Source organism: Mesorhizobium loti (genome assembly GCA_014189435.1).
In the GTDB taxonomy this organism is placed as follows: Bacteria; Pseudomonadota; Alphaproteobacteria; order Rhizobiales; family Rhizobiaceae; genus Mesorhizobium; species Mesorhizobium loti_G.
In genome coordinates this window covers 3,484,652-3,510,530 of the sequence record CP050293.1, presented here as the reverse complement: position 1 = coordinate 3,510,530, position 25,879 = coordinate 3,484,652, and the positions used below count along the sequence as shown (strand labels likewise).

At 62.9% G+C, this 25,879-nt stretch carries 23 protein-coding genes and 3 pseudogenes; 17 read left to right on the top strand and 9 right to left on the bottom strand.

Annotation, left to right across the window (positions count from 1 at the left end; all coding sequences use genetic code 11):
- Position 1: 1 nt before the first annotated feature.
- Positions 2-961: a LysR family transcriptional regulator gene (locus HB777_17270; GenBank protein ID QND65477.1), complete on the bottom strand. Its 960-nt coding sequence runs from the start codon at positions 959-961 to the stop codon at positions 2-4.
- Between the two features lie 110 nt (positions 962-1,071).
- Here HB777_17270 and HB777_17265 point away from each other — a divergent pair, with 110 nt between their 5' ends.
- From HB777_17265 to HB777_17240, 6 genes are all read left to right on the top strand, one after another.
- A complete protein-coding gene (locus HB777_17265) occupies positions 1,072-1,905 on the top strand; it encodes a hypothetical protein (protein QND65476.1) in 834 nt (277 codons plus the stop codon).
- A 45-nt stretch (positions 1,906-1,950) separates the two neighbouring features.
- The gene (locus HB777_17260; GenBank protein ID QND65475.1) at positions 1,951-2,877 is read left to right on the top strand and encodes a DMT family transporter; all 927 of its coding nucleotides are present in this window, start codon (positions 1,951-1,953) and stop codon (positions 2,875-2,877) included.
- On the top strand, positions 2,870-3,073 hold the full coding sequence (locus tag HB777_17255; protein ID QND65474.1) for a hypothetical protein: 204 nt from the start codon (positions 2,870-2,872) through the stop codon (positions 3,071-3,073). The genes HB777_17260 and HB777_17255 overlap by 8 nt, the downstream gene beginning before the upstream one ends.
- Before the next feature lie 162 nt (positions 3,074-3,235).
- On the top strand, positions 3,236-3,685 hold the full coding sequence (locus HB777_17250; GenBank protein QND68801.1) for a transcriptional regulator: 450 nt from the start codon (positions 3,236-3,238) through the stop codon (positions 3,683-3,685).
- Positions 3,686-3,820: 135 nt separating this feature from the next.
- Positions 3,821-5,698, top strand: coding sequence for an ABC-F family ATP-binding cassette domain-containing protein (locus tag HB777_17245; protein ID QND65473.1), 1,878 nt, complete (start codon positions 3,821-3,823; stop codon positions 5,696-5,698).
- A 211-nt stretch (positions 5,699-5,909) separates the two neighbouring features.
- Entirely contained in the window at positions 5,910-8,018 is a 2,109-nt protein-coding gene (locus HB777_17240; protein ID QND65472.1) for a molybdopterin oxidoreductase family protein, read from the top strand.
- A gap of 24 nt (positions 8,019-8,042) precedes the next feature.
- On the opposite strand, the gene HB777_17235 is transcribed toward HB777_17240, so the two are convergent.
- Positions 8,043-9,233, bottom strand: a complete 1,191-nt coding sequence (locus HB777_17235) for an NAD(P)/FAD-dependent oxidoreductase (GenBank protein QND65471.1) — start codon at positions 9,231-9,233, stop codon at positions 8,043-8,045.
- A 30-nt stretch (positions 9,234-9,263) separates the two neighbouring features.
- Positions 9,264-9,743: an Lrp/AsnC family transcriptional regulator gene (locus HB777_17230; GenBank protein QND65470.1), complete on the bottom strand. Its 480-nt coding sequence runs from the start codon at positions 9,741-9,743 to the stop codon at positions 9,264-9,266.
- 243 nt (positions 9,744-9,986) lie between these two features.
- Between HB777_17230 and HB777_17225 the strand changes: the two genes are divergently transcribed.
- The 5 genes from HB777_17225 to HB777_17205 all read left to right on the top strand — a co-directional run bounded on the left by HB777_17225 (position 9,987) and on the right by HB777_17205 (position 15,019).
- Positions 9,987-11,195, top strand: coding sequence for a diaminopropionate ammonia-lyase (locus HB777_17225; GenBank protein ID QND65469.1), 1,209 nt, complete (start codon positions 9,987-9,989; stop codon positions 11,193-11,195).
- Positions 11,192-12,418 carry a Zn-dependent hydrolase gene (locus tag HB777_17220; protein ID QND65468.1) on the top strand — a complete coding sequence of 409 codons (1,227 nt, stop codon included), beginning with the start codon at positions 11,192-11,194 and terminating at the stop codon, positions 12,416-12,418. Before HB777_17225 ends, HB777_17220 begins: the two co-directional genes overlap by 4 nt.
- 17 nt (positions 12,419-12,435) lie before the next feature.
- Positions 12,436-13,602 carry an amidohydrolase gene (locus tag HB777_17215; GenBank protein QND65467.1) on the top strand — a complete coding sequence of 389 codons (1,167 nt, stop codon included), beginning with the start codon at positions 12,436-12,438 and terminating at the stop codon, positions 13,600-13,602.
- Between the two features lie 106 nt (positions 13,603-13,708).
- Positions 13,709-14,506, top strand: coding sequence for an agmatinase (speB, locus tag HB777_17210; GenBank protein QND65466.1), 798 nt, complete (start codon positions 13,709-13,711; stop codon positions 14,504-14,506).
- Between the two features lie 339 nt (positions 14,507-14,845).
- The gene (locus HB777_17205; GenBank protein QND65465.1) at positions 14,846-15,019 is read left to right on the top strand and encodes a hypothetical protein; all 174 of its coding nucleotides are present in this window, start codon (positions 14,846-14,848) and stop codon (positions 15,017-15,019) included.
- A 6-nt stretch (positions 15,020-15,025) separates the two neighbouring features.
- On the opposite strand, the pseudogene HB777_17200 reads toward HB777_17205, so the two are convergent.
- Positions 15,026-15,187, bottom strand: a pseudogene (locus tag HB777_17200) (IS630 family transposase).
- Between the two features lie 247 nt (positions 15,188-15,434).
- Positions 15,435-16,460, bottom strand: coding sequence for an IS110 family transposase (locus HB777_17195; GenBank protein ID QND65464.1), 1,026 nt, complete (start codon positions 16,458-16,460; stop codon positions 15,435-15,437).
- A gap of 202 nt (positions 16,461-16,662) precedes the next feature.
- Between HB777_17195 and HB777_17190 the strand changes: the two genes are divergently transcribed.
- Complete coding sequence (locus HB777_17190; GenBank protein QND65463.1) at positions 16,663-17,673, top strand: IS110 family transposase; 1,011 nt, start codon at positions 16,663-16,665, stop codon at positions 17,671-17,673.
- 246 nt (positions 17,674-17,919) lie between these two features.
- On the opposite strand, the pseudogene HB777_17185 reads toward HB777_17190, so the two are convergent.
- Positions 17,920-18,705: pseudogene (locus HB777_17185) on the bottom strand (IS630 family transposase).
- A gap of 181 nt (positions 18,706-18,886) precedes the next feature.
- Here HB777_17185 and HB777_17180 point away from each other — a divergent pair.
- From HB777_17180 to HB777_17160, 5 genes are all read left to right on the top strand, one after another.
- Positions 18,887-20,980, top strand: coding sequence for an ATP-dependent helicase (locus HB777_17180; GenBank protein ID QND65462.1), 2,094 nt, complete (start codon positions 18,887-18,889; stop codon positions 20,978-20,980).
- A 16-nt stretch (positions 20,981-20,996) separates the two neighbouring features.
- Positions 20,997-21,791, top strand: coding sequence for a 4-hydroxy-tetrahydrodipicolinate reductase (locus HB777_17175; protein QND65461.1), 795 nt, complete (start codon positions 20,997-20,999; stop codon positions 21,789-21,791).
- A 474-nt stretch (positions 21,792-22,265) separates the two neighbouring features.
- A complete protein-coding gene (locus tag HB777_17170) occupies positions 22,266-22,472 on the top strand; it encodes a DUF680 domain-containing protein (protein ID QND65460.1) in 207 nt (68 codons plus the stop codon).
- Between the two features lie 71 nt (positions 22,473-22,543).
- Positions 22,544-22,774 (top strand): DUF680 domain-containing protein, encoded by a 231-nt coding sequence (locus HB777_17165; protein ID QND65459.1) that lies wholly within the window; start codon positions 22,544-22,546, stop codon positions 22,772-22,774.
- 231 nt (positions 22,775-23,005) lie between these two features.
- Complete coding sequence (locus HB777_17160) at positions 23,006-23,230, top strand: DUF680 domain-containing protein (GenBank protein ID QND65458.1); 225 nt, start codon at positions 23,006-23,008, stop codon at positions 23,228-23,230.
- A 36-nt stretch (positions 23,231-23,266) separates the two neighbouring features.
- On the opposite strand, the gene HB777_17155 is transcribed toward HB777_17160, so the two are convergent.
- From HB777_17155 to HB777_17145, 3 genes and pseudogenes are all read right to left on the bottom strand, one after another.
- The gene (locus HB777_17155; protein QND65457.1) at positions 23,267-23,776 is read right to left on the bottom strand and encodes a histidine phosphatase family protein; all 510 of its coding nucleotides are present in this window, start codon (positions 23,774-23,776) and stop codon (positions 23,267-23,269) included.
- A gap of 200 nt (positions 23,777-23,976) precedes the next feature.
- Positions 23,977-24,690 carry a phosphoribosylglycinamide formyltransferase gene (locus HB777_17150; GenBank protein ID QND65456.1) on the bottom strand — a complete coding sequence of 238 codons (714 nt, stop codon included), beginning with the start codon at positions 24,688-24,690 and terminating at the stop codon, positions 23,977-23,979.
- A pseudogene (locus HB777_17145) lies at positions 24,687-25,767 on the bottom strand (phosphoribosylformylglycinamidine cyclo-ligase). The gene HB777_17150 and the pseudogene HB777_17145 overlap by 4 nt, the downstream one beginning before the upstream one ends.
- Positions 25,768-25,879: the final 112 nt, after the last annotated feature.

Sequence of the window (25,879 nt, the reverse complement as noted above, 5' to 3'; positions counted from 1 at the left end):
TTCAGACAGCGGCCGAAGCCTCGCTCCTGATTTCGCTGTCCAGCTGGCACTGCGTCAGAGCCGCTTCCGCCATCACCCACTGCTTGAACAACAGTACCTTGCGTGTGGCAAGGCTTTTTGGGGGAGAGACAAAATACCAACCAGCCGTGTTCGGATGGTGGACGGCGAATGGAGCCACCAGCCTTTCGGCGCGGATGTCGCTGGCCATATAGGCACGATTGGCCACGGCAAACCCCATTCCGGAATTGGCTGCCTCGTAGGACATCATGCACGAGTCGAAATAGATGCTTTTGGTCTCGCTGAGCACGAAGCTGGCGCCGGCGAAACCAAGCCAGGATTGCCAGTTCTGCGTGCAGGTATCGGAATGCAGCAGCGTGAAGTGCTTGAGGTCGTCCGGTGTCACCTTCGACGGCGGCGTGTCGCCGAGAACTTCACGGAACAGCTTGCGGCTGCACACCGGCGTCAGGTCTTCGCGAAACAGCAGATCGGATTGCAGTCCGTGAAAGTGACCGTCGCCATAGCGGATTTCAAGATCGAACTCGGAGGTTGTGAACTCATGCGTCGCGTAGGAGGTCGAGACCCGCATCACGATATCGGGATATTGCTGCTGGAACAGCGGCAGGCGCGGAAACAGCCAGCGTGCCGCAAAGGTCGGCAGCACCGATATCTTCAACACATGTTCCTGCGATTGCCCGGTCGCTTCCATGCTGGCGGCGACGATTCGCTCCAGCGCTTCGCGAACGCGCGAGACATAGGTCTCGCCCTCCGGCGTCAGCGACACCGCATTGCCTCCGCGCTGGAAGATCTTGAAGCGCAGCTGATCCTCAAGGCTTTTCACGCGCTGGCTGACCGCTGAAGCGGTGATAAACTGTTCTTCGCCGGCACGCGTGAAATTGCCGTGGCGCGCAGCACTCTCCACGATTTTCAGCGAATTGAGGTTGACCTGACTGAGCAGACGCACGGTTTCGACCTTAAGCTTGGCTTACACTAGCACCAGCATTCCTAATTTTACAGGGGTGGGTGAATTAATCGACTGTTCACCAAGTGTTGCCCCCATCCTGGAGAAGTAGAATGAACGCCCATACAATTCCCGAACTGCGCTACGCGATGAGCCGTGAAGCCATCATCGGCCATGAAACCGCCTGGAAAGTGTCCAGTTTCGGCGTCGCGCAATTTCTGCACGGCTATGACCCGGCACTGCTTGCCGCGATCGAGGAGGCTGCTCTGAAGCTCAAGGCCAGCCATGCCGTGCACAAGCACCTCGATCTGACTTTCATCACCGGGGCCGACCGTTTCATCCCAGAGATCAAGGAGTTGCTGCATGACAAGCTGCGGCTGGAGCGGCTGTCCGACATGATGGGCACCAAGCTGGAGCCCTATCCGCTGTCGATCGTCGGCTCGACGGTCACCTTCATGAACCCCAAGGACGGCGCCGTGGAATGGCATTGCGATGGCGTTCCGGTCACCGAGCTCATTCCGCTGTCGATCAGCAATCCGCTGGTCGGCGGCCACCTCGAAATCTACTGCGACGACTCCGAAACCGGCCGCGCGATCCTCGAATCCGGCCGCGAGATCCCGCGCAACCGTGTCATGCGCATCGATCACAAGATGAACTACGCGACGCTCGGGCAGTTCCTGGGCGTCCTGCATCGCACCGCCCCGATCCGGTTCGGCGAGCGCGTCACGCTGGTGCTCAACCAGCGCTCGGTGGCCAAGCCCTATGTCGACGATAACAGAATGTTCTATCTCGCCGCCGACAACGACCACGACCGTGAGTGGGTCAACGAGCTGGCCGAAGATGTCTGGACCAACCAGCTGCCGGCCTATCGCCGGTTCGAGGCAGAGCATCCCGTGCCGGCCCCCGCCGATGCGCTGGTACCGGGCGGAGCCAGGGAATCATGGTAATGAGCCATGATCCCGAAAAGTGGGAACCGGTTTTCGGACAGGATCATGGTCGAACAGCCAAATAGAGTCCCAGGCCGGTTGTTTCGGCATGGATCAGGCTCGATATCCGCGCTGGTCTTCGCGGCCGGCGCGGTGGCTCTGTGGTCGACCAATGCGCTGGTCGGCAAATCCCTGCTGGCCAGCCACCCGGTGTCGCAGGTGCAGTTCCTGCAATTTGCAGGCGCTGCACTCGTCTTCGCCGTCATCCGGCTGACGAGCCGGGAAAGAGCCGCGCCGGTCACGGCCGGGGCGGCGCTCGTCTCGCTCGCGGTCGGCTTCATCGGTCTGGTCGGCACCATGGTGCTGCAGTACATCGCCTTCGCTTCGATGCCGGTGATCGAGGCCAATCTGATGGCCTACACCTGGCCGTTGATGGTCGCGGCGGCGGTCATCGCCTTGGAGAATCCGCAGCGCCCGGCAGTGCTGGGCCTTGCAGCGGTGGTGGGCTTCATTGGCGTTGCATTGGTGATTTCGGGAGGGCGTAACCAGTCCTGGCTCCAGGGCGATCTCGTCGGCTACCTCACCGCATTCGGATCCGCACTGTGCATGGCGTTCTATTCGATCATGGTGGGACGGGTTGCCACCTCGGCGGATCGTCTGTTGCTGCCATCGGCGCTGATCGGCGTCGCCTTGACGTTTCTGTGGTGCGTTCGCGATGGCTTCGCCTGGCCCGTCGGTACAGACCTGGCTCTCGGCCTTTATCTGGGCGCCGGTCCGATGGGGCTGGGCTACTATTTCTGGTCACGCGCCCTGAAGCTCGAAGGCAGCGGCAAGGTCGCGGTCGTCGCCTATCTCACCCCGATCGCTTCGACCCTGCTTTTGACCCTGTCCGGTGAGCGGCTGACGATGACGGCCATTGTCGGAGCCATCCTCGTCATCGGCAGTTGCGTCGCGGTCGGTGTGGAACGTTCGGAGGCCGAAAACCATGTTTGACGAAAATGAACGTCTGGCCATTCAGGAAGCGCATTGGCTGGTCAAGGAGTTTGGCGCCGAGGCGCCGCTCTACGCCGCGATGAAGGCCGAAAAGGCGATAGAGCAAAAGGATTTCGGGCGTTGCGCCCGCTGGAAGCGTATTTTGGAGATATTGGCCGATAGCCCCGCCGCGAAGTCTGCTAGTTCCAAGTATTAGATTTTCTAATTTGCATAGCGCCGATTTCGCATGAAAGCTACTTTTGCTGATTCTTGATTGCTTTTTGAGACTTGGCGGTCCGTTGGGGGACGCGGTTAAAGAGATACATCGACACAAGTCTTCGCTGGGGTGGATGATTTTGTCGCAAATAGGGTGAAAGAATTGTCAAATATCGATGATAAGACCGTTATCGAGCTGACGGCCGATATTGTCTCGGCCTATGTAGGCAACAATCCACTTCCTGCTTCCGGTCTGCCCGAGTTGATTGCCAGCGTCAGTGCTTCGGTCCGCAAGCTCGCTGGTGCAGTTGTCGCGGAAACCCCAAACCTGGTTCCGGCAGTCAATCCGAAGAAGTCGGTGTTTCCCGACTATATCATCTGCCTTGAGGACGGAAAGAAGTTCAAGTCGCTCAAGCGGCACCTGCGGACCGACTACGCCCTGAGCCCGGATGACTATCGAGCCAAATGGGGCTTGCCGCCGGACTATCCGATGGTTGCGCCAAACTACTCGGCGACACGGTCGGCGCTGGCAAAGTCGACAGGACTTGGCCGCAAGCCGGCAGCCGCGCCGGCCGCTGTCGCCAAGGCGACGAAGCGCAAGGCGACTGCCTGAGCGCTGCCTGGCCGGTAGGCGAGCCACTGACGACTGCTTTGACGGCGCCCTCGCGGGCGTCGTTTTGAGACCTTGTGCGGCCAACTGGCCCACAAGGTCTTGCGAAGCGTCGATGTCCAGTGCAAAAGCGCGGCCATGCTGATCATCAACGACCTATCGCTCCGCATGGCCGGACGCTTGCTTCTCGACCATGCCTCGCTGACCTTGCCGGCCGGCACCAAGGCCGGCCTTGTCGGTCGCAACGGCACCGGCAAGACGACGCTGTTCAAGGCCATCACCGGCGATTTCCCGTCCGAGACAGGCTCGATCAGCCTGCCGAAGAGCACGCGCATCGGCCAGGTGGCGCAGGAAGCGCCAGGCACCGAAGACCCGCTGATCGAGATCGTGCTCAAGGCCGATCTCGAACGCACGGCGCTGCTCGAAGAAGAAAAGACGGCGACCGATCCGCACCGCATCGCCGATATCCACATGCGGCTGGCCGACATCGACGCGCACTCCGCCGAGTCCCGCGCCGCCACTATTCTCGCCGGCCTCGGCTTCGATGACGCGGCACAGCGCCGTCCGGCCTCGTCCTTTTCCGGCGGTTGGCGCATGCGCGTGGCGCTCGCCGCGGTACTGTTTGCCGAGCCCGACCTCCTGCTGCTCGACGAGCCGACCAACTATCTCGACCTCGAAGGCACGCTGTGGCTGGAAAACTATGTGTCGAAATACCCGCACACAGTGCTTTTGATCTCGCACGATCGCGACCTGCTCAACCGCGCCGTCAACTCGATCGTTCATCTCGACCAGAAGAAGCTGACCTTCTGGCGCGGCGGCTACGACCAGTTCGAGCGCCAGTATACCGAGCAGAAGGAATTGCAGGAAAAGGGCCGGGTCAAGCAGGAAGCCGCCCGCAAGCACATGGAATCCTTCGTCGAACGCTTCCGCGCCAAGGCTTCCAAGGCGAGACAGGCACAGTCGCGCATCAAGGCGCTGGAAAAGATGAAGCCGATCGCGGCCATCGTCAACGATTCGGTGCGGCCGTTCTCGTTCCCCGAACCGGTGAAGACGGTGGCCTCGCCGATCGTGGCGCTGAACAATGTCAATGTCGGTTACACCGACGGGCAGCCGATCCTCAAGAAGATGACGCTGCGCATCGATGCCGACGACCGCATCGCGCTGCTTGGCGCCAACGGCAACGGCAAGTCGACCTTCGCCAAATTGCTGTCGGGCCGGCTGAAGCAGGAGAGCGGCACCATGACGGTGGCGCCCGGGCTCAAGGTGGCGATCTTCGCCCAGCATCAGCTCGATGATCTTCGGCCTGAGGAGAACGCCTATGAGCATGTCCGCCGGCTGATGCCGGAGGCGCCGGAATCCAAGGTGCGCGGCCGCGTCGCCCAGTTTGGCCTCACGACCGAGAAGATGAACACCGCCGCAAAGGATCTGTCGGGCGGCGAGAAGGCACGGCTGTTGATGGGCCTGTCGGCCTTCGAGGGTCCAAACCTGTTCATCCTCGACGAGCCGACCAACCATCTCGACATCGACAGCCGCGAATCGCTGATCCACGCGCTGAACGAGTTTCCCGGCGCCGTCATCCTGATCTCGCACGACCGCCATCTGCTCGAGGCGACCGCCGACCGCCTGTGGCTGGTCAAGGACGGCGCGGTCAACCCGTATGACGGCGACCTCGAGGACTACAAGACATTGGTCACCGGCGTGTCCGGCGACCGCCGCGGCAAGCGCGAGGCCGACAAGGCGTCAAAGGCCGACCGCCGCCGCGATGCAGCGGCACGCCGCGCCGCCTTCGAACCGCTGGCCAAGGAAATCCGCGCCACCGAAGCGCTGATGGACCGCATCCGCAAGCGCATCGACGGCATCGAGGACGAACTGTCCAATCCGGCGGTCTACGAAAAGGATCCCTCGACCGCGACCCGGCTGGCCAAGGAGCGCTCACAACTGGCCCAGACGCTGGCCGGCCACGAGGAAAAATGGCTGACCATGTCGGCCGAGTATGAGGAAGGCACGGCGGAGTGATTACCCTCCCCCTTGTGGGGAGGGTCGATCCGCGAAGCGGAGCGGGGTGGGGGTCTGCGCCACACCCCACCCCGGCGCTACGCGCCGACCCTCCCCATCAAGGGGAGGGTGGACTGCGCGCCCTGCCGGGTAGAAAACGCTTCTTCAAAGGGCGGCCTATCAAGCAAAACTGGCCCTACACGCCGCCATCACAAACGACTAGTTTGACCTCATGAACCAGCACGCCAAGCTCCGCATCGGTCATTCCGCCTGTCCGCATGATTGCCCGTCGACCTGCGCGCTCGAGGTCGAACTGCTCGACGGCAACCGCATCGGCCGCGTCCATGGCGCCAAGACCAACAGCTACACGGCCGGTGTCGTCTGTGCCAAGGTCGCGCGCTATGCCGACCGTGTCCACCATCCCGACCGTTTGCTGAAGCCGCTGATCCGTGCCGGCGCCAAGGGCGGCGGCGCCTGGAAGGAAGCAAGCTGGGAGGCCGCGCTCGACCTCGTTGCCGAAAACTTCATTGCAGCCGAGGAAAAATACGGCTCGGAGACGGTCTGGCCCTACTACTATGCCGGCACGATGGGGCTGGTGCAGCGCGACGGCATCGACCGGCTGCGCCACGCCAAGAAATATTCCGGCTTCTTCGGCTCGATCTGCACCAATCTCGCCTGGACCGGCTGGATGATGGGGGCCGGCGCCTTGCGCGGGCCGGACCCGCGCGAGATGGCGAAATCCGACTGCGTGGTGATCTGGGGCACCAATGCGGTGGTCACCCAAGTCAACGTCATGACCCACGCCATCAAGGCGCGCAAGGAGCGCGGCGCCAAGATCGTCGTCATCGACGTTTACGAGAACGCGACGATGAAGCAGGCCGATCTCGGCCTGGTGCTGAAGCCGGGGACCGACGGTGCGCTGGCCTGCGCGGTCATGCATGTGCTGTTCAGGGAAGGCATGGCCGACCGCGCCTATCTCGAAAAATACACCGACGACCCGAAAGGGCTTGAAGCGCATCTCGTGGCGCGCACGCCGGAGTGGGCGGCTGAGATCACCGGCTTGACGGTCGCCGAGATCGAGGCCTTCGCCCGCCTCGTCGGCACGACGAAAAAGACCTATTTCCGGCTCGGCTATGGCTTCGCGCGCCAGCGCAATGGCGCCGTCAACATGCATGCTGCGTCGTGCATCGCGGCTGTCACCGGCAGTTGGCAATATGAGGGCGGTGGAGCCTTCCATTCCAATTCCGGCATCTTCAAGCTCAACCAGGATGTGCTGGAAGGCACCAAGATGCGCGATCCCTCGATCCGCCATCTCGACCATTCGCGCATCGGCCCGGTGCTGACTGGAGCCAGCGACGCGCTCTATGGCGGCCCGCCGGTGACGGCGATGCTGATCCAGAACACCAATCCGGTGAATGTGGCGCCGGAACAGCGGCTGGTGACCCAGGGCTTCCTGCGTGACGACCTGTTTACCTGCGTGCACGAGCAGTTCATGACCGACACGGCCAAGCTCGCCGATGTCGTGCTGCCGGCGACGATGTTCCTGGAACACGACGACGTCTACAAGGGCGGTGGTAACCAGCACATCACGCTTGGCCCCAAGCTGATCGAGCCGCCTGAAGGGCCGCGCACCAACCATTTCGTCATCGAGGAATTGGCAAAACGCCTCGGTGTCGCCGACCGTCCGGGCTTCGGCCTGAGCGAGCAGCAGCATATCGACATCATCCTGGGCAAGCGCGGGCTGGGCAGCTTCGACAGCTTGAAGGAAGACAAGTGGGTCGACCTGCAGCCGGATTTCGAGACCGCACATTTCATCAAGGGGTTTGGCCATGCGGATGGAAAATTCCGCTTCCGCGCCGACTGGACCGGGCAGGCGGCGCCCAACCGGCCGCCGAAAAGCATGGGTCTGTTCGGCCCGGTGGCCCGGCTGCCGGAATTCCCTGATCACGTCGACCTGATCGAGGTCGCCGACGAGGCGCATCCGTTCCGACTGACGACGTCGCCGGCGCGCAACTTCCTCAATTCGACCTTTTCGGAGACTCCGGTGTCGAAGGCCAAGGAGGGCCGGCCGGAATTGCTGCTGCATCCCGACGATGCCGCGCAATATGGGCTAGCCGACGGCGACCGCGTCGAGGTCGGCAACCAGCGCGGCGAAGTGGTGCTGCATGCAAAGCTGTTTGACGGGCTCAAACGCGGCGTCGTCGTCGCCGAAGGCATCTGGCCAAACAGCGCGCATGAGCGCGGCGAAGGCATCAACGTGCTGACCGGCGCCGATGCGCCGGCGCCCTATGGCGGGGCTGCCTTCCACGACAACAAGGTCTGGCTGCGCGCGGCAGGCTAAGAACTCAGTCCCTCCCGAGCCAAATCATACCGGCAGGGTTTCGGTCGCCTTCTTTCGGTTTCGCCTAAGGCGGATGTCGTCGGCGATCTGCTCGGCCTCGATCGAGATTTCGCGCAGCAATCCGGTGACCGGATTGTGAAAGCCGATGAGATAAAGACCGAGCTCCGAAGCGCTCGCATTGACGCCGCTGCCGCCTGGCTGGACGCCGGGCTCCAGCAATTTGGCGTAGCCGGGCCTGAAGCCGGTGGCGAAGATGATCGCATCGAACGCGCCATGCTTGCCATCGGCAAAACGGGCGCCTTGTTCGGTGATCTCGGCAATGTCGGGCGCGACCTTGATCGCGCCTTCGCGGATCTTGCCGACCGTGCCGACATCGATCGTCGGAATGCGCGACGAGAGCGCGATCTGCTGCAGCATTCCTTGCTGCGGCCGCCTGAGCCCGTATGTCTCCAGCCTGCCCAGCGCCAGATCGAGGATGATCGGGAACAAGGCGTCGTTGATGCGTTGCGGCATCAGGCGCGCCGCCATGCCGATCATCTGGATGGGCACGCCAAGCAGCTCGCGCGGCACAATGTGAACGCCGCCGCGCACCGAAATCGTCGGTCGCGCACCGCCTTCCACCAGATCGAGCGCGATCTCGGCGCCGGTGTTGCCCATGCCGATGATCAGCACCGACTGGCCGGCAAAAGCCGTAGCGCTGCGATAGTCGGCGCTATGCAGGCTTTTGCCCTTGAAGGCATCGGCGCCTGCAAATCCGGGCATCAGCGGCTCCGCGTTGTTGCCAGACGCAATCACGACGTTTGAAGCGTGCAAGGGGCCTGTTGTGGTGTCCACGAGCCAGCTTCTGCCTCGCCGGGCGATCGCCCGCACCGCTTCCCCAAATCGGGGCCGCAGATCGAAACGTTGCGCATAGGCATCGAGATATGAAGCGAAGAGATCGCGCGGCACATAGCGCGGATAATCCCTGGGGAAGGGCACGAAGGGCAGCGAGGAATAGCGTTTGGTCGTGTGCAAATGGACGCGCTCATAGTGGCGTCGCCAGGCGGGTGCGGCCTGCTGCTCTTTTTCGAGCAGGACGAAATCCTGCCCGGCCTGTCGCAGGCATGCGGCAATGGCCAGACCCGCCGGCCCGGCACCGATGATCGCAACTGGTGTGGTGTCGTCCAAGCGCGCCTCCCCGCCGACAAACTCGCTTCCGGAGAATGGCAAAAACATGGCAGCCGGAACCTGCCATGCCGGCAAGGCTCAGCCGGGCAAGGGCACCGTCAGTCCGACCTTGACCCGGTCCATGGCAACAAAAGTGCGGAACTTGCGGACATTGTTGCTGTCGAAGAACAATTTTCGCGTCAGCGCCTCATAGGCGCCCATGTCGGCCACGGTGATGACGAGGATGAAATCGGCCTCGCCGGTGACATAGTAACATTGCTGGACTTCAGCGGTTGCCGAGAATTGCCGCTTGGCCGCGTCGATCAGATCAGTGCGTTCGCTCTCGAGTTCCACCTCGACGAAGATGGTGATCGGCTGGCCGACCGCCGACGGCTCGACAACCGCGACATTGCCGGCAATGACGCCGGTCTGCTCCATGCGCTTGATGCGGCGTTGCACCGCCGGCGCCGACAGGTTCACGGCCTCGCCGATCAGACGCTGCGGCGTCGTGTTGTCCCGCTGCAGGATGGCAAGGATGGCGAGATCGAAACTGTCGAGCGGGTGTGGCGATACAGGCAATGGGGAGACCCCTGGCGAAACAAACTTGCATTTGGGAGGCCATATTACAGCGCTCTTTGCATCAGTCCTGCAATATATTCTCGCTGAACGTCAGAGCATGATGCCGAAAAGTGTGAAGCGGTTTTCTCGGACAAACGGGCACCGTTTGTCCAGACATCATGCTCTCCATCTCTTTGATTTAGAGACGGATTCAGATTTCGGCTCGATTCGACCCGAAATCATCCGGCTCTAGGGAGGCCGCCAGTGTTCCTGCTCAACCACAATACTTTGCATCGCCTGCCACTCGATCCGGCCGATGCCGAAACCCTTGGCGTGGCCGGAGCCGACACGGTCGAGCGTTTTCTCAGCCACCGCGACAATCACCTGACAACGCCGCTGCGGGCGCTGCCGGCGCTTGCCGCCGAACTCGGACTTGGCGCCATCCATATCAAGGATGAAGGCTTTCGCCTCGGCCTCGGCAGCTTCAAGGCACTTGGCGGCGCCTATGCCGTCTTTCGCCTGGTGCTGGAGGAGGCCGGCAGCCGGCTTGGCCGGCCCGTCGATGTGGCCGATCTCGATCAGCCTGACGTGCGGGCCGTCGCCGCGTCGATGACATTTGCCTGTGCGACCGACGGCAATCATGGCCGCTCCGTCGCGCAAGGCGCGCAACTCGTCGGCGCGCGGGCGGCGATCTTCGTCCACGCGGGCGTCAGCGAGGAGCGCATCGCAGCGATCGCCCGCTATGGCGCCGAGATGATCCGCGTCGACGGCAATTATGACGATTCGGTCAGGCAGGCCGCCCAGGTTTCGGCCGAGAAGGGCTGGACTGTTGTGTCCGACACCTCGTGGCCGGGCTATGAACGGATTCCCGGCCTGGTCATGCAGGGCTATACGGCGATCGTGCGCGAAGCCTTGCGTCAGCTTCCCCGGACGCCAACCCACGTCTTCGTGCAGGCTGGTGTCGGCGGCATTGCCGCCGCGCTGGCCGGCCATCTGGCCATCGTGCTCGGTGATACCAGGCCGACCTTCATCGTGGTCGAGCCGGCGCGTGCCGCTTGTGTTTTTGCGGCCGCCCAGGTCGGGCGCCCGGTCAAGGTCGCGCACGGCCAGCCGACGGTGATGGCCATGCTCGAATGCTACGAGGCCTCTCCGGTCGCCTGGCGGGTACTGGCACGCGCCGCCGATGCCTTCATGACGGTGGATGAGGCCGACGCCGTCGCGGTGATGCGGCGGCTGGCGCGGCCGAGCGCCGGCGATCCGGTGATCGTCGCCGGCGAAAGCGGCGGCGTTGGCCTTGTAGGGCTGATCCGGGCGGTGGCCGACAACCAGGCCGAGCTCGGACTGGACGGCAGATCACGGGTGCTGGTGATCAACACCGAAGGCGCCACCGATCCGCATCGCTACGCCGAACTGGTTGGCATGAGCCCGGCCGATGTTCTGGCCGGCAAGATGACAGCCGAGGCAACGGCATGATCGCCATCGATGCGCAGCGCCTGCTCGGCCGCATCCGCGAACTCGGTGCTGTCGGCCGCGATGGCGGGGGCAGGCTGATCCGGCTGGCCGCCTCCGACACCGACAGGCAGGGCCGCGATCTCTTTGTCGGCTGGCTGCGGCAGGCGGGGCTCGATGTCGCCATCGACCGGGTAGGCAACATTTTCGGCATCTGGCAAAGCCCGGAAAATACCGGGCAGGCGCCGCTGCTCATCGGCTCGCATATCGACACCGTCATCGATGCCGGCATCTATGATGGCTGCTACGGCGTGCTTGCCGGGCTGGAGGTGATCGAGACGCTCAAGGCGTCAGGTTTTTCGCCGTCGCGCCCGATCGCGGTCGCCGCTTTCACCAATGAGGAGGGCGTGCGCTACACCCCAGACATGATGGGTTCGCTGGTCCATGCCGGCGGCATCGATGCCGAAACGGTGCTGGCGGCTGTCGGCACCGATGGCAGCGTGCTGGGGCAGGAACTCGCCCGCATCGGCTATGCCGGCGACCGGGAACCCGGCTTCCTCACGCCGCATGCCTATCTCGAACTGCATATCGAACAAGGGCCGGTGTTGGAGCGCGAAAGCGTGCCGATCGGTGCGGTGGAGAATCTGCAAGGCATCTCATGGCAACGGGTCACCATCGACGGCGTCGCCAACCATGCCGGCACCACGCCGATGTCGATGCGCAGCGATGCCGGCCACGCCGCCGCCCGGGTCATCACCTTCCTGCTCGACCGGACCAAAGCCTCGAACGCGCCGACCGTCGCCACCGTCGGCACGATCCGCTTCGAGCCGAATGCCATCAACGTCATTCCCTCGCGCGCCGTCTTCACCATCGATCTGCGCGATCCCGACGAACAGCGCCTGCAGGCGGAGGAGGCGGCACTTGCCGCCTATCTCGAGCAGCTTGCCGCCGCAGAGAACGTGACGATCTCGGTCGAGCAACTGGCCCGCTTCGAGCCGGTGATCTTCGACATTCGTATCGTCGAACGGATCGAGGCCGCCGCGAAAAACCGCGGCCTCGGCGTCAGGCGCATGACATCAGGCGCCGGCCATGATGCGCAGATGATCGCGCGGATCGCGCCGGCAGCGATGATCTTCGTGCCGAGCGCCGGTGGCATCAGCCACAATCCGCGTGAGCACACCGATGATGCCGAGCTTGTTGCCGGCGCCAACATCCTGCTTGATGTGGCCGCGCAACTGGCAAACTAGGTCAGAAGGGGCGGAAAATGTCTGAGCTCGATCGTGATGCGCTGAAGCAGGAGATGATCTTCTGGCGGCGCGATTTGCACGCCCATCCGGAATTCGGCTTCGAGGAGAAGCGTACAGCCGCCTTCGTCGCCGCCAAACTGCGTGCGTTCGGCCTCGATGATGTCACCGAGGGCGTCGGCGGCACCGGCGTCGTCGGCACGCTGAAGCGCGGCAGCGGCAACCGGGCGATTGCGCTCAGGGCCGATATGGATGCGCTGCGCATCACCGAGCAGTCGGACGCACCCTACCGTTCCGGCAATCCCGGCGTCATGCATGCCTGCGGCCATGACGGCCACACCACCATGCTGCTGGGCGCGGCAAAGCTGCTGGCGGAGCAGGGTGGTTTCGACGGCACAGTGCGCTTCATCTTCCAGCCTGCCGAGGAATGGGGCAGGGGCGCACTCGCCATGCTCGACGATGGGCTGATGCGGCGCTTTCCCTTCGACGAGATATTTGGCCTGCACAACATGCCCGGCCTGCCGATCGGGCATTTCGAGACCCGCGCCGGCCCGATCATGTCGGCCGAGGACAATTTCGAGATCGTGCTCAAAGGGCTCGGCGGCCATGCCGCGCGGCCGCATGCGGGAAATGAAACGCTGGTCGCCGCCTGCGCGCTGGTCACCAATCTTCAGACCATCGTCTCGCGCCGGCTGAGCCCGGCCGACATATCGGTGGTTTCGGTGACCGAGCTGATCACCGACGGCACCCGCAACGCTCTGCCCGGCCTTGCCCGCATTCTCGGCGACGCACGCAGCTTCCGCCCCGAGGTCAGTGCCGAGATCGAGCGGCAGATGCGCATCATCGCCGAGGGCACCGCCGCCGCCTACAATGTCACCGCCGAGGTCAAGTACAGCCGGGAGTTCGTGCCGCTGCGCAACGATGCCGAACTGGTCGATGCCGCGTTCGCGGCCGCGCGAGGTGTCTTCAAGCCCGGCAATATCGCTGTCGCCCGCGAGCCGATGACCGCCTCCGAGGATTTCGCCCGTTTCCTCGATCACGTGCCGGGCTGCTTCGTCTTCCTCGGCAACGGCGAGGGCTCGGCGCCGCTGCACAATTCCAGCTACGACTTCAACGATGACGGGCTGCTGTTCGGCACGAATTTCCATGTCGCGGTGGTCAGGCAAAGGCTCGAAGCCGGGAAATGATCGTGGTTTGATTGCCAGGCCGCGCTCGCCGCTGGCCCAAACACCATCGCTATCGACAGCCAGCTCCCGGGCCTATTGACCTGCTGTTGACGGAGATCGGATGCTGATGACCAGGATTTCACTTCTGGGAATTCCCCACGACGACAATTCGTCCTTCGCCAAGGGGTCGGCGCAAGCGCCCGCCCATATCCGTCCCGAATTGTTCTGCGATGCCTACAGCATGTGGAGCGAAACCGGTTTCGACCTGACGGACAGGCTGGTCGATCATGGCGATATCCGTTTCGACGCCGCCACCGATCCATGGGATCTGATCGAAGGCGAGGTTGGACGCGTGCTGGAAACCGGCGATCCGCTGATCTGCCTCGGCGGCGACCATGCCATCTCCTGGCCGGTGCTGCGCGCGGTGCGCCGCCGGCACTCCAGTCTGACCATTCTGCACATCGACGCGCACCCCGACATGTATGATGCCTATCAGGGCAATCCGCGCTCCCACACCTCGCCCTTTGCCCGCATCATGGAGGAGCGGCTTGCCGACCGCCTCATCCAGGTCGGATTGCGCACCGTCAACGACCACCATCGCGACCAGTTCAAGCGGTTTGGTGTCGAGGTGATCGAGGCCGCAAGGGTCAGCGATGATCTGCGGCTCAACCTCACGACGCCGGTCTATATCTCGATGGATCTCGACGGGCTCGACCCGGCTTTTGCGCCTGGGGTCTCGCATCGCGAACCCGGCGGCCTGACCACCCGTCAGGTCATCACCCTGATTCAGTCCGTCAACCAGCCGATCGTGGCGGCTGATATCGTTGAGTTAAATCCCGCTCGTGACATCGCCAACCTGACCGCCGGCGTGGCGGCAAAACTCCTCAAGGAGATTGCCGGGATGATGGTCAAGACACGCGGGTGACGGGCCGGCGAGGATACGCTTTTAACGAAGACAATCGCCCGATGACGCCAGGGAAAGACTCAGCTACCTTCCGCTGTGCGGCGGACCTAATTATCCGCTTGGCCGGCGCTTCATTCCTCCTCCCAAGCGGCGCCGGCCTTCTTCCCCACGCGTCCTCCCTGCAAGGCATGACCTTCGCAGTTCCGCCTGGAGCGTCTCGAGGAATGCATCGCCGAAATACCGGAAAGCTTGAACGCTGGCGGAAGCGATCGCGGCTCTCGATTACACAGGCTGGATAGTCGGCGAGGGAACCAAATGCCGTCTCCTGGGGTTGCTTCTGTTCCAATGGAGTATGCAACCATGTTCCGTCTGCTTGTCGCCGGCGCTTTGGCCTATGTCACGTATCGCATCACCCGGCAGATGATCGACGACGTGCCTGATTCAGTCGACCCGCTGCAACTGCCCCCGTCGCAATATGATCGTGAGGCCTTGCGCCGGCAGTCGGCGGCGATGGGTGTCGATCCGCAACACTAGAGCCTTTCACGTTTTGACGGAAGCGTAGCCTGCGTTTTCGAAGTAGTTCTTGCATTCGGCTGCCTCGATGGTTTCGACGAGGTGGCCGATGTGGCGCCACGTGTCCTCGACGGTGCGTTTCTGAGCCTGGCGCATCCAGTGTTTGATCTTGGCGAAGGCCTGCTCGATTGATGGTGTTGTCTAATCGCCGTGGGGACGTCAAGTATCTTCGTTCTTGGAGATGCGTTTGCCGGGTACACGGTTGTCTTCGCGGTCGACATCGGTCGCCGCATGATGGAGCTTCGCGGGAGGAGCCTTCAATGTGGACGACGCACTTTGCTGAGTCAGCGGTGCAACCCCATCAGCGGAATGGCTCGGCCCCACGTCCCGGCAGGGACGTCTCAGGCGCTCAGATCCTGAACGCTATCCGCAAATTTCATGTTGTTGCTCCTGCGTTCCGATCAAAGAGCTCGCCAGTCTTGAGCATCGCATGCATCGTGACCGCCAGTTTGCGCGCTACGGCAACGGCCGCGCGTTTGAAGCCGATCCTCTCGCGGAGCTTGAGGCCCCATGTCCGCAGGGTGCTCTCGGTCGTGCTACGCGTCAGAATGACCGACGCTGCTTCGTAGAGAAGCCCTCGCAAATGGCGGTCACCGCGTCGGGATATATGGCCGTCATAATCGACTTCTCCGGATTGGTAGCGGCGCGTCGTCAGGCCGATCCAGGCGCCAACAGATCGGGACTTCTTGAAGTTGCCCGGATCTTCAATGGCAGTGGCGAAGGAGGTTGCGGTGATGGCGCCGATGCCAGGGATCGACATGAGTATGCGGCATGCCTGGCTCTGACGTGCATCTGCGACGAGCTGGCGCCCAAGCTCGGCGGCACGAATCCGTATCCCGCGCCAGGCTTCCAACATCGGCAGCACGATAAGAGCAAGTTCCTTGTGATCGATAAGAAGGCCCCGAACGTTCTTCTCGAATGTGGTTCCCTTACCTGCAGGAACGAGCAACCCGAATGTCTTCATGAGCCCCCGGATCTGGTTTGAAAGCTCGGTGGTGATTCGGACCAGCCGGGTGCGAGCCGACACGAGCGTCCGGGTCAACATGCTGTCGAAACCTTTCACGCGCACCTCGCGAAAGAACCCGACTTCTGCAAGCTGCGCCAAACCATCGGCATCATTCGCATCCGTCTTATTCGCCGCCATATCGAGCGCAGCTTTGGCGTGACGGGCATCGATGCAGATTGCCGGTAATCCCTTGGCGCGTAGCGCATGATAGAACCATACGGAGAGAGGCCCCGTTTCGAACACCACTCGTTTTACAGCTGGCGCCCGCTTACGGACAAGCTCGGCAATGATGTTGGGATCAGATGCGCACTTCCCGCGCCAGATCCGTTCGCCTTCACGGCGGATCGAAACTGCCGTCTCTTTCATCGACACATCGAGACCGATATATTCTTCCATGGCTGTTCTCCATTCGATGTTTGGGCCCGGCGTCAGCCGTGAGCCCGTATTTCCATCCTATCGGGGAACAGCCACCCTCCAAGACTACGATTGATTTCTAGGGCAACTCGCTCCCGCGATTACCCCATGTGGATGGCTCCTGCTCTCGGCGTCGCATTGCGCCATAGTCGGGCTGTCATTGTCCCGTTTGGAGGAGCCATCCATGTCAGAGCTTGCCACAGTCGGTATCGACCTCGCAAAGAGCGTCTTCCAGATTCATGGTGTAGACGAGAACGGTCGGGTTCTCGTGCGCCGCCAGCTTCGCCGCAGCCAGTTGCTCGCGTTTTTCCAGAAGCGTCCGCGATGCCTGATCGGCATGGAGGCTTGCGCAGGCTCTCACGACTGGGGACGCAGACTTCAGCAGATGGGACATGACGTCCGTCTGATGCCGCCGTCTTATGTGAAGCCATACGTGAAGCGTGGGAAGACGGATGCCGCAGACGCGGCCGCCATCTGTGAAGCCGTGACGCGCCCTTCGATGCGGTTTGTCGCCATCAAGAGCGAAGCCTGCTCGTCGGTTCTGGTTCTTCACCGCACGCGGGACTTTCTGGTTCGCCAACGCACGCAGATAGGCAACGCTATCCGAGCCCACATGACGGAGTTCGGCATCATTGCGGCGAAGGGCGCACAGAACGTCGATCGATTGAAGGAACAACTGGATCTGCTGCCGGAAGTGGCCCGGATGCCCGTGAGTTTGCTCTTCGATCAGTTGGCTGAGACGAACAAGCGGATCGAGCGGTTGACCGATGAGATCGAAGAGACCTACGAGCAAAGCGAGACAAGCCAGCGTCTGGCTACGATCCCTGGTGTGGGGATGCTGACGGCGACGATCATCGCGGCGACGACGCCGGATGTCGACAATTTTGATTGCGCGAGAGACTATGCGGCGTGGCTCGGCCTCACGCCCAAACCGCACTCCACCGGCGGCAAGCAGAGGGTGGGCCGGATCTCGAAGATGGGCAACCGTTATATCCGACGTTTGCTGTATCTGGGCGCCATGGCGCAGATCATGCTTAGACGTAGGCTCAAGCGCGAGCCGGGATCGGATTGGCTATCAAGCATGTTGAACCGGAAGAAGGCGAAGGTCGTCGCCATCGCTTTAGCGCATCGCATGGCAAGAACAATCTTCGCCGTCCTCAGGGACGGATCGCGTTACGAGCCGCAGACAGCCTGACTGGCTCTCGGAATGGTCAGGGCAAAGTGAGGTGATGGCGAACAAACGGAGACGAAGAACCAGGACACCCCGATCAATCCGAAGCGCCTCGAGCGCGCTCGATTGAGTGGGACCTGTTCTCCAAGCGGATATTCATCAGGGCGCGCAGCGATCCCGTTGCACATTCAGACGCCGTATACATGGCCGCAACCGACCTGTTCACCAAACCTGATCCGACACCCTTGACCCGCAGGAGCCATCCATACACGGATTGAGATCCGGAGAGTAGGGCGGCAGGTACCAAAGCCTGGCGCCGGCAGCCTTGATCATCTGCCTGATCGCCGCCGACTTATGACTTCCCAGATTATCCATGATGACGATGTCGCCGGGCTTCAGAACGGTGACGAGCTGCTGCTCGACATAAGCGCGGAAGCATTGGCCGTTGATCGGTCCGTCGAAGACGCAAGGTGCCGCGAGCCGATCCCAGCGCAGTGCGCCGAGGAAGGTCAGCGTGCGCCAATGACCATGCGGAGCCAAGCCGCGCAGCCGCTTGCCCTTCGGTCCCCAACCGCGCAGCGGAGCCATGTTGGTCTTGATCCACGTCTCATCGATGAAGACCAGGCACTGCGGGTCGAGGCCGGTCTGCCAGGATCGCCATCGCTGACGCCTACGGGCAATATCAGCGCGTGCCTGTTCGAGGGCGAACAGCGTTTTTTTGAAGCTCAGGCCCTCGCGGCGCAAGAACAGCCACACTGCGTTGTGCGAGACTTTAACCCCGCGCGCGGCCAACTCATCCTTCAGACCGTGTAGCGTCAGATGCGGTGTCTCACGGACACGCGCCTCGATGAAGGCACGGTGCGGCTCCAGTACCCTCTTGCGATGTCCACCCATCTTGCCCGGCGCCACCGAGCCGGTCGTCCCATGGCGCTGCAACAGCTTCACCGCGGCCGAAATCGAAATGCCGAACCGTTTCGCAGCAGACCGCCGGCTCTCGCCGCTCAAAACCGCAGCCACAACCCGCTCGCGAAGATCATTGGAAAGAGGTCGGGTCATCAGATGCTGGCCTCCACTCCAGCCAGCATCTTGAATCACAAAACCGACAAATCGGGAATCCCCTTCGATTCCATCAAGCCGTGAACCGCTCTAGGCGCGATCTGTTCTGCCCCAGGTCCGCAGGGGTAAGTCTGCCTCGCATCGGCGTTGCGAACAAAGCAGAAACGATGCTTGATGGGCGATGAACCTCGCCACCGCTGATTCGACCTTTCGGGAACCGACCGTCCAGCCTGCCTATCTCGCCCGGCTGAACGATGCTCAGCGCCAGGCCGTCGAGCATGGCGACGGCAAGATCGCCGGACCGCTGCTGGTCATTGCCGGCGCGGGTTCGGGCAAGACCAACACGCTGGCGCATCGTGTCGCCCATCTGATCGTCAAGGGCGCCGACCCGCGCCGCATCCTGCTGATGACCTTTTCACGGCGTGCCGCGTCCGAAATGGCCAGGCGTGTCGAGCGCATCGCTGGCGAGGTGCTCGGCCGCGATGCCGCTGTCATCACCGATGCGCTGACCTGGGCCGGCACCTTTCACGGCATCGGCGCGCGGCTGCTGCGCGACTATGCGCTGGAGATCGGGCTTGACCCGGCCTTCACCATCCATGATCGCGAGGATTCCGCCGACCTGATGAATCTGGTTCGCCACGAGCTCGGCTTCTCGAAGACGGAAGCGCGTTTCCCCACCAAGGGAACCTGCCTTGCCATCTATTCGCGCGCCGTCAACGCGCAGGCGCCGCTTAACGAGGTGCTGGGGTCTGCCTTTCCCTGGTGCGCCGGCTGGGCGGAGCAGTTGAAGCAATTGTTCGCCGGTTACGTCGAGGCGAAGCAGGCGCAAAACGTGCTCGATTACGACGATTTGCTGCTCTACTGGGCGCAGATGGCGGCCGAGCCTGAAATAGCGATGCATCTCGGTGGACGTTTCGACCATGTGCTGGTCGATGAATACCAGGACACAAATCGCTTGCAGTCCTCCATCCTGCTGGCACTGAAACCCGACGGCGCCGGGCTGACTGTGGTCGGCGACGACGCGCAGTCGATCTATTCGTTCCGTGCCGCCGAGGTGCGCAACATCCTCGACTTTCCAAACCAGTTCGCGCAAGCCGCCGACGTGGTGATGCTGGAGCGCAACTACCGTTCGACCGAAACCATTCTTGCCGCCGCCAATGCGGTGATCGGCGAGGCCTCGGAGCGCTTCACCAAAAACCTGTGGTCGGAGCGCAAGTCGACCGACAGACCAAGACTGGTCACCGTGCGCGACGAGGTCGAGCAGGCCAATTTCGTCTGTGACACCATCCTCGCCGAGCGCGAAGCCGGCACGGCCCTGAAATCCCAGGCGGTGCTGTTTCGCGCCTCGCATCATAGCGGGCCGCTGGAGATCGAACTGACGCGGCGCAACATTCCCTTCGTCAAGTTCGGCGGCCTGAAGTTCCTCGATGCCGCCCATGTCAAGGATGTGCTGGCGGTGCTGCGCTTTGCCGAAAACCCGCGCGACCGGGTCGCCGGCTTCCGCGTTCTGCAACTGATGCCGGGCATCGGCCCTTCGGCCGCCGCGCAGATCGTCGAGACCATGACGACGGCGCTCGACGAAGCGATGGGGCTGGCAGGCTGGCGTCCGCCGCAACGCGCAGCGGACGACTGGCCGGGCTTCGTCTCACTCTATTCCGGCCTGCGGGCCGGCGCCAAATGGCCGGCCGATCTCGAACAGATCAGGCTGTGGTACGAGCCGCATCTGGAGCGCATCCACGAGGATGCGACGACGCGCCGGGCCGACCTGCTGCAGCTCGAGCAGATCGGCTCTGGCTATGCCTCGCGCGAACGGTTCCTCACCGAACTGACGCTCGACCCGCCGGACGCCACCAGCGACCAGGCCGGACCGCCGCATCGTGACGAGGACTATCTGATCCTGTCGACCATCCATTCGGCCAAGGGCCAGGAATGGAAGAATGTCTTCGTACTCAACACGGTCGACGGCTGCATTCCGGCCGATCTCGGCGTCGGCACAAAGGAGGATATCGAGGAGGAGCGCCGGCTGCTCTACGTGGCGATGACGCGGGCCAAGGACAATCTCAACCTGGTCATGCCGCAGCGCTTCTTTCCGCACGGCCAGGCGGCGCGCGGCGACCGCCATCTCTATGCCTCGCGCACCCGCTTCATCCCCGCTTCGATTCTCGCCGCGTTCCAGCAGGTATCGTGGCCGAGCGCGCAGACGGCACAGGGCAGGGCGGCCCGGCCGGAGGTGCGCGTCGACATCGGCGCGCGCATGCGCGGCATGTGGAAATAGCCGCGGGGATAGCGCCGTGCCCCAAACACCGATCAGGATTGCCCTCTCGGGTGCGCTGGGCCGCATGGGCCGCCAGATGGCGGACGCCGTGCAGGGCGATGCGCGGCTGGCGCTCGCTGCCCGCTTCCACCGGCCGGGCATCGTCGGCGAAGGGCTGGTGAGCCTCGACGAGGCGCTTGCCATGGCCGATGTGGTGATCGATTTCACCACGCCGGCCGCGTCGGCCGAGCTGGCCAGGGTTTGCGCCGAACGCGACGGGCCGGCCCTCATCATTGGCTCGACGGGCTTCGATACTTCTGAATTGGCTGCTATCGCCGACGCCGCGAAAACGGTTCCCATCGTGCGCTCCGGCAGCTTTTCGCTTGGGCTCAACATGCTGGTCGGATTGGTCGAGCGGGCGGCACGTGCGCTCGATCCCGACGACTGGGATGTCGAGATTGTCGAGGCGCATCACCGCCACAAGATCGACGCGCCATCGGGGACGGCGCTGATGCTGGGCCAAGCCGCGGCCGGCGGGCGCGGCATCGAACTGGAGACGGTCGCAAGGCGTGTACGTGACGGCGTCATCGGCCCGCGTCCGGCCGGCGAGATCGGCTTTGCGGTGATGCGTGGCGGCAGCATCATCGGCGAGCACAGCGTCAGCTTCTGCGCCGAGGGCGAGACGGTGACCTTGTCGCATGCGGCCGGCGACCGCGTCATGTTCGCCCGTGGCGCCATCGCCGCCGCACTCTGGGTGGCGGGGCGCCCGCCCGGCGAATACGACATGCGCGACGTGCTGGGGTTTGAACGCCCCGGCATAAATAGCGGATAATCCTTTTCGCCCGGCGGCTGAAAACCAGCTGAAAGCTTGGGCGCGCCATGACGGGCCCGCGGTGCCACCGCATGACCGGTCCTTAAGCGGCCGGTTTGTCGTCCCGGTTGGGTGTCGAGATCCTCGTGCGCTTCGGCATCGTAAAGAAAGCGCCAGAGCGTGCCGATTCTCCTAAATCGAACCGATCGGTTCGTTTTCTGTTGACGAACCGTGCAGCACGTGGTGAACACCGGCGGCCCGAATGCCTTGGCACGGAAAATCACTTTTTCATTAAGCGGCTGATATTGCTTACAAAAATTATGCCCGCCGAGCCCCTTTGCTGAATTTCAAGGGGCGGATTCACACGGCCTATGGAACATCTTCGTGATTGGAATCCGCGGCAAGGCAAACCCATCTCGGGGTGGTCCGAGCGACGCGAAATTCCTCCCAAGGGCACGCCACCAGACGGACAGACCAAACACTGGAGTAGATAAAGTGACCAAGATCGCTCTTACCGCCGCCGCCATCCTCGTTGCCACGGGCACTGTTTTTGCCGGCAGCGACCACTATGGCTCGGCCAACGCCAATCAGCCTGCTGCTACCGTCGACAACTCGTTCACCGGCTCGATCCAGAAGTCGAACTCCACCGTCGAGAAGCCGGTCACGCAGGGTTCCGACCGCAACCTGTTCGGCAACCGCTAATCGCGTTTCCCAGACCAGTCGCAGTCAATCCAATCTCAAAATATCCAATCTCAAAATCAGGAGTAAATAAAATGACCAAGATCGCACTCACCGCCGTCGCCATTCTCGTTGCCACGGGCAGCGCCTTTGCCAACGGCAGCGACCACTATGGCTCCAACAATGCCAACCAGCCGGTTGCCAGCCAGTCGCTTTCCAACATCGATACCTCGCACACCGGCTCGATCCTGAAGTCCGAAAAGGCACAGGGCGACGCCAACGCCAAGGTGCCGGCTCAGTCTGGCCAGGGCATCTGGGGTCACTGAACAACGCAGGCCTTGGATTACTTGATTACAAAGCGCGGTGGGCTTGGCCCGCCGCTCTTGTTTTTTGCGCATGACGATGCCGATGCCCAGTCGGCGACCGACCACCGAATTCCACCGATGATCCACAAAGTATCGCCGCTTCCGGGAATAAAATCGGACGGCATCTGGTCTTGTCGTTAGCGGAACCGTCCTCCCAAGACGCCGCCTAACGGAAAACCAGGAGACTTGAAAATGCACAAGATCGCTCTCACCACCGCCGCCATTCTCGTTGCCGCGGGCAGCGCCTTTGCCGGCAGCGACCACTACGGCTCCAACAATGCCAACCAGCCGGTTGTCAGCGTTGACCACGCCGTCACCGGCTCGGTGAAGACCGTGGCTGGGCACAAGGCTGCGGATACCAAGATGAAGGTCGCAACCAACCGGCCTGACTCCGGCCAGGGCATCTGGGGCAACTGATATCAAGCGGAAGGTTTGGCCTGCCGCGCCTGGATTCTAGCCCAGATCCTTTGGCCGCAGACAATGTGTCAGCCGGGCGGAGGACAGGCCGGACCAGTCGCTCTCAAAGATGAAGCGCGCAAGAGCTGACGTCGGGAACTTTTCCTCGAGCTTCTTGCGCGCCTTCGCCTCTGACCCTGGTCCGGCAAGCTGTTTGGCAAGATCTTCCAGGCCCGGATTGTGGCCGACCACCAGCAAGCTGTTGCTCGCCGGGTCGGCTTGATGAAGCTGGCTCAGAATATCCGTCGCTGAAGCATCGTAGAGCGCCTTGGCGAATACGACCTGGGGATGCGCAGGCAGTTCCGCAGCGACCAGCCGCCAGGTGTCGCGTGTGCGCAGTGCCGGCGACACCAGCGCCAGTTCCGGCAGCCAGTCGCGCGCCGCAAGCTCACGTCCCATCAAGCGGGCTGCCATCAATCCACGTTCGGCCAGGGGACGGTCGAAATCATCGAGAGCAGGGTCGTCCCAGCTCGATTTTGCGTGGCGCAGGAGGAGAAGCTGTTTCATCGGCGTTTGTGAGAATCAGAGAAACTAGTCAGCCGAGGGCGGGCCTTTTGTTTGATCGCCTCTATGTCGAAGGGTTCGAACGGGCCGCTTTCTAGTCCTTCCAGCCAAGCTCTGCTCAGCCGGTCTGTTTCGGCCTGGCGTGAAGTCTGATTTGGCGGATCCAAGCTAAGCACCATGCTGTCATCCCCAATCCAGGCCTCTCACGGCGTGATGCGCGCCAGGTGCTCGAGGTCGGCTTCCTCACGCAGCGGGTCGGGGGCCATCACCACCGAGGTGCCGTTGTCGGCATCGTCGGCAAAGTGGGCAAGCACGGTGCGGCCGGCCTCCATGCGCGCCTTGCCTTCGGCGACCAGCCCCAGCGCCAGAGGATAAAGCCGGTGTTCGGTCTTCAGCACGCGGGCAGCCAGCGTATCCGCAGTGTCGCCGACCATCACCGGCACGGCTGCCTGGGCAATGATCGGGCCGTCATCCATCTCGGAGGTGACGAAATGCACGGTGCAGCCATGGATGCGCATGCCGGCGGCCAGCGCGCGCGCATGGGTGTCGAGCCCCTTGAAAGCCGGCAGCAGGGCAGGGTGGATGTTGATCATGCGGCCCTGCCATTTCTGGACAAAGCCTGATGTGAGGATGCGCATATAGCCGGCCAGCGCCACGATCTCGGCATTGAAGGCCGCAAGCGCCGCGTCGATGGCGGCATCATGCGCCTGCTTGCTGCCATGGTCGGCGAGCGCGATGACCTGTGTGGCGATGCCGCGCGCCCTGGCGATGCCGAGACCGGCTGCGTCGGCCTTGTCGGAAATGACGCCGACGATCTCGGCCGGGAAGGCCGGGTCGCTGGCCGCCGCGATCAGCGCTGTCATGTTGGAGCCGCGCCCCGAGATCAAGACGACAGTACGTTTCCTCTGCGCGCTCATAGGCCGATCGAGCCCCGATAGATGACGCCGGCATCCCTGCGCGGCACGATGCGGCCGATCGGCGTCACCGTCTCGCCGGCCTCCTGCAGCACGGCGGCGACCTGCGCCGCCTGGCCGGACGCAACCGCCAAAATCATGCCGATGCCGCAATTGAAGGTGCGCATCATTTCTTCCGGCGCCACGCCGCCGGTCTTGGCCAGCCACGAGAACACGGGGGGGGACGTCGATCGCTTCGAGGTCGAGTTCGGCCGAAAAATCCTTGGGCAGCACGCGCGGAATGTTTTCCGGGAAGCCGCCGCCGGTGATGTGAGCCAGCGCCTTGATGCCATGCGTGTTGCGGATCGCCTTCAGGATCGACTTGACGTAGATGCGGGTCGGCTCGAGCAGCGCCTCGGCCAGAGTGACCTCGTCGTTGAACGGCGCCGGGTCGCTCCACGCCAGGCCGCTGACGGCGACGATGCGGCGCACCAGCGAATATCCGTTGGAGTGCAGGCCCGAGGAAGCCAGGCCCAGCAGCACGTCGCCCTCGACAATGTCGTCGGTGGGCAAGAGCTGGCCGCGTTCGGCAGCACCCACGGCAAAGCCGGCGAGGTCGTAGTCGTTGCCGTGATACATGCCGGGCATCTCGGCGGTCTCGCCGCCGATCAGCGCGCAGCCGGCCTGGCGGCAGCCCTCGGCAATGCCGCCGACGATCGCGGCACCCTGGTCGGGATCGAGCTTTCCGGTGGCGAAATAGTCGAGGAAGAACAGCGGTTCGGCGCCTTGAACGACGATGTCGTTGACGCACATGGCGACGAGATCGATGCCGATCGAGTCGTGCTTGCCGGCATCGATGGCGATCTTCAGCTTGGTGCCGACGCCGTCATTGGCCGCCACCAGCACCGGATCGGTGAAGCCGGCGGCCTTGAGGTCGAACAGGCCGCCAAAGCCGCCGATTTCGCCGTCGGCGCCCGGCCGGCGCGTCGCGCGCACCAGCGGCTTGATCTTCTCGACCATGAGATTGCCCGCATCGATATCGACGCCGGCCTCGGCATAGGTGAGCCCGTTCTTGCGCTTGTTCACGTCGCGCTTGCTCATTTCGGGTGCCCGTTCAACAATTTTCCTTGTCGCGGGCTCTTCGCATGAACGGTTTCGGTCCGCAAGGATAACGGCCATCTCGGCCTACAAAACCGTGGACAGGGCGCGCGCA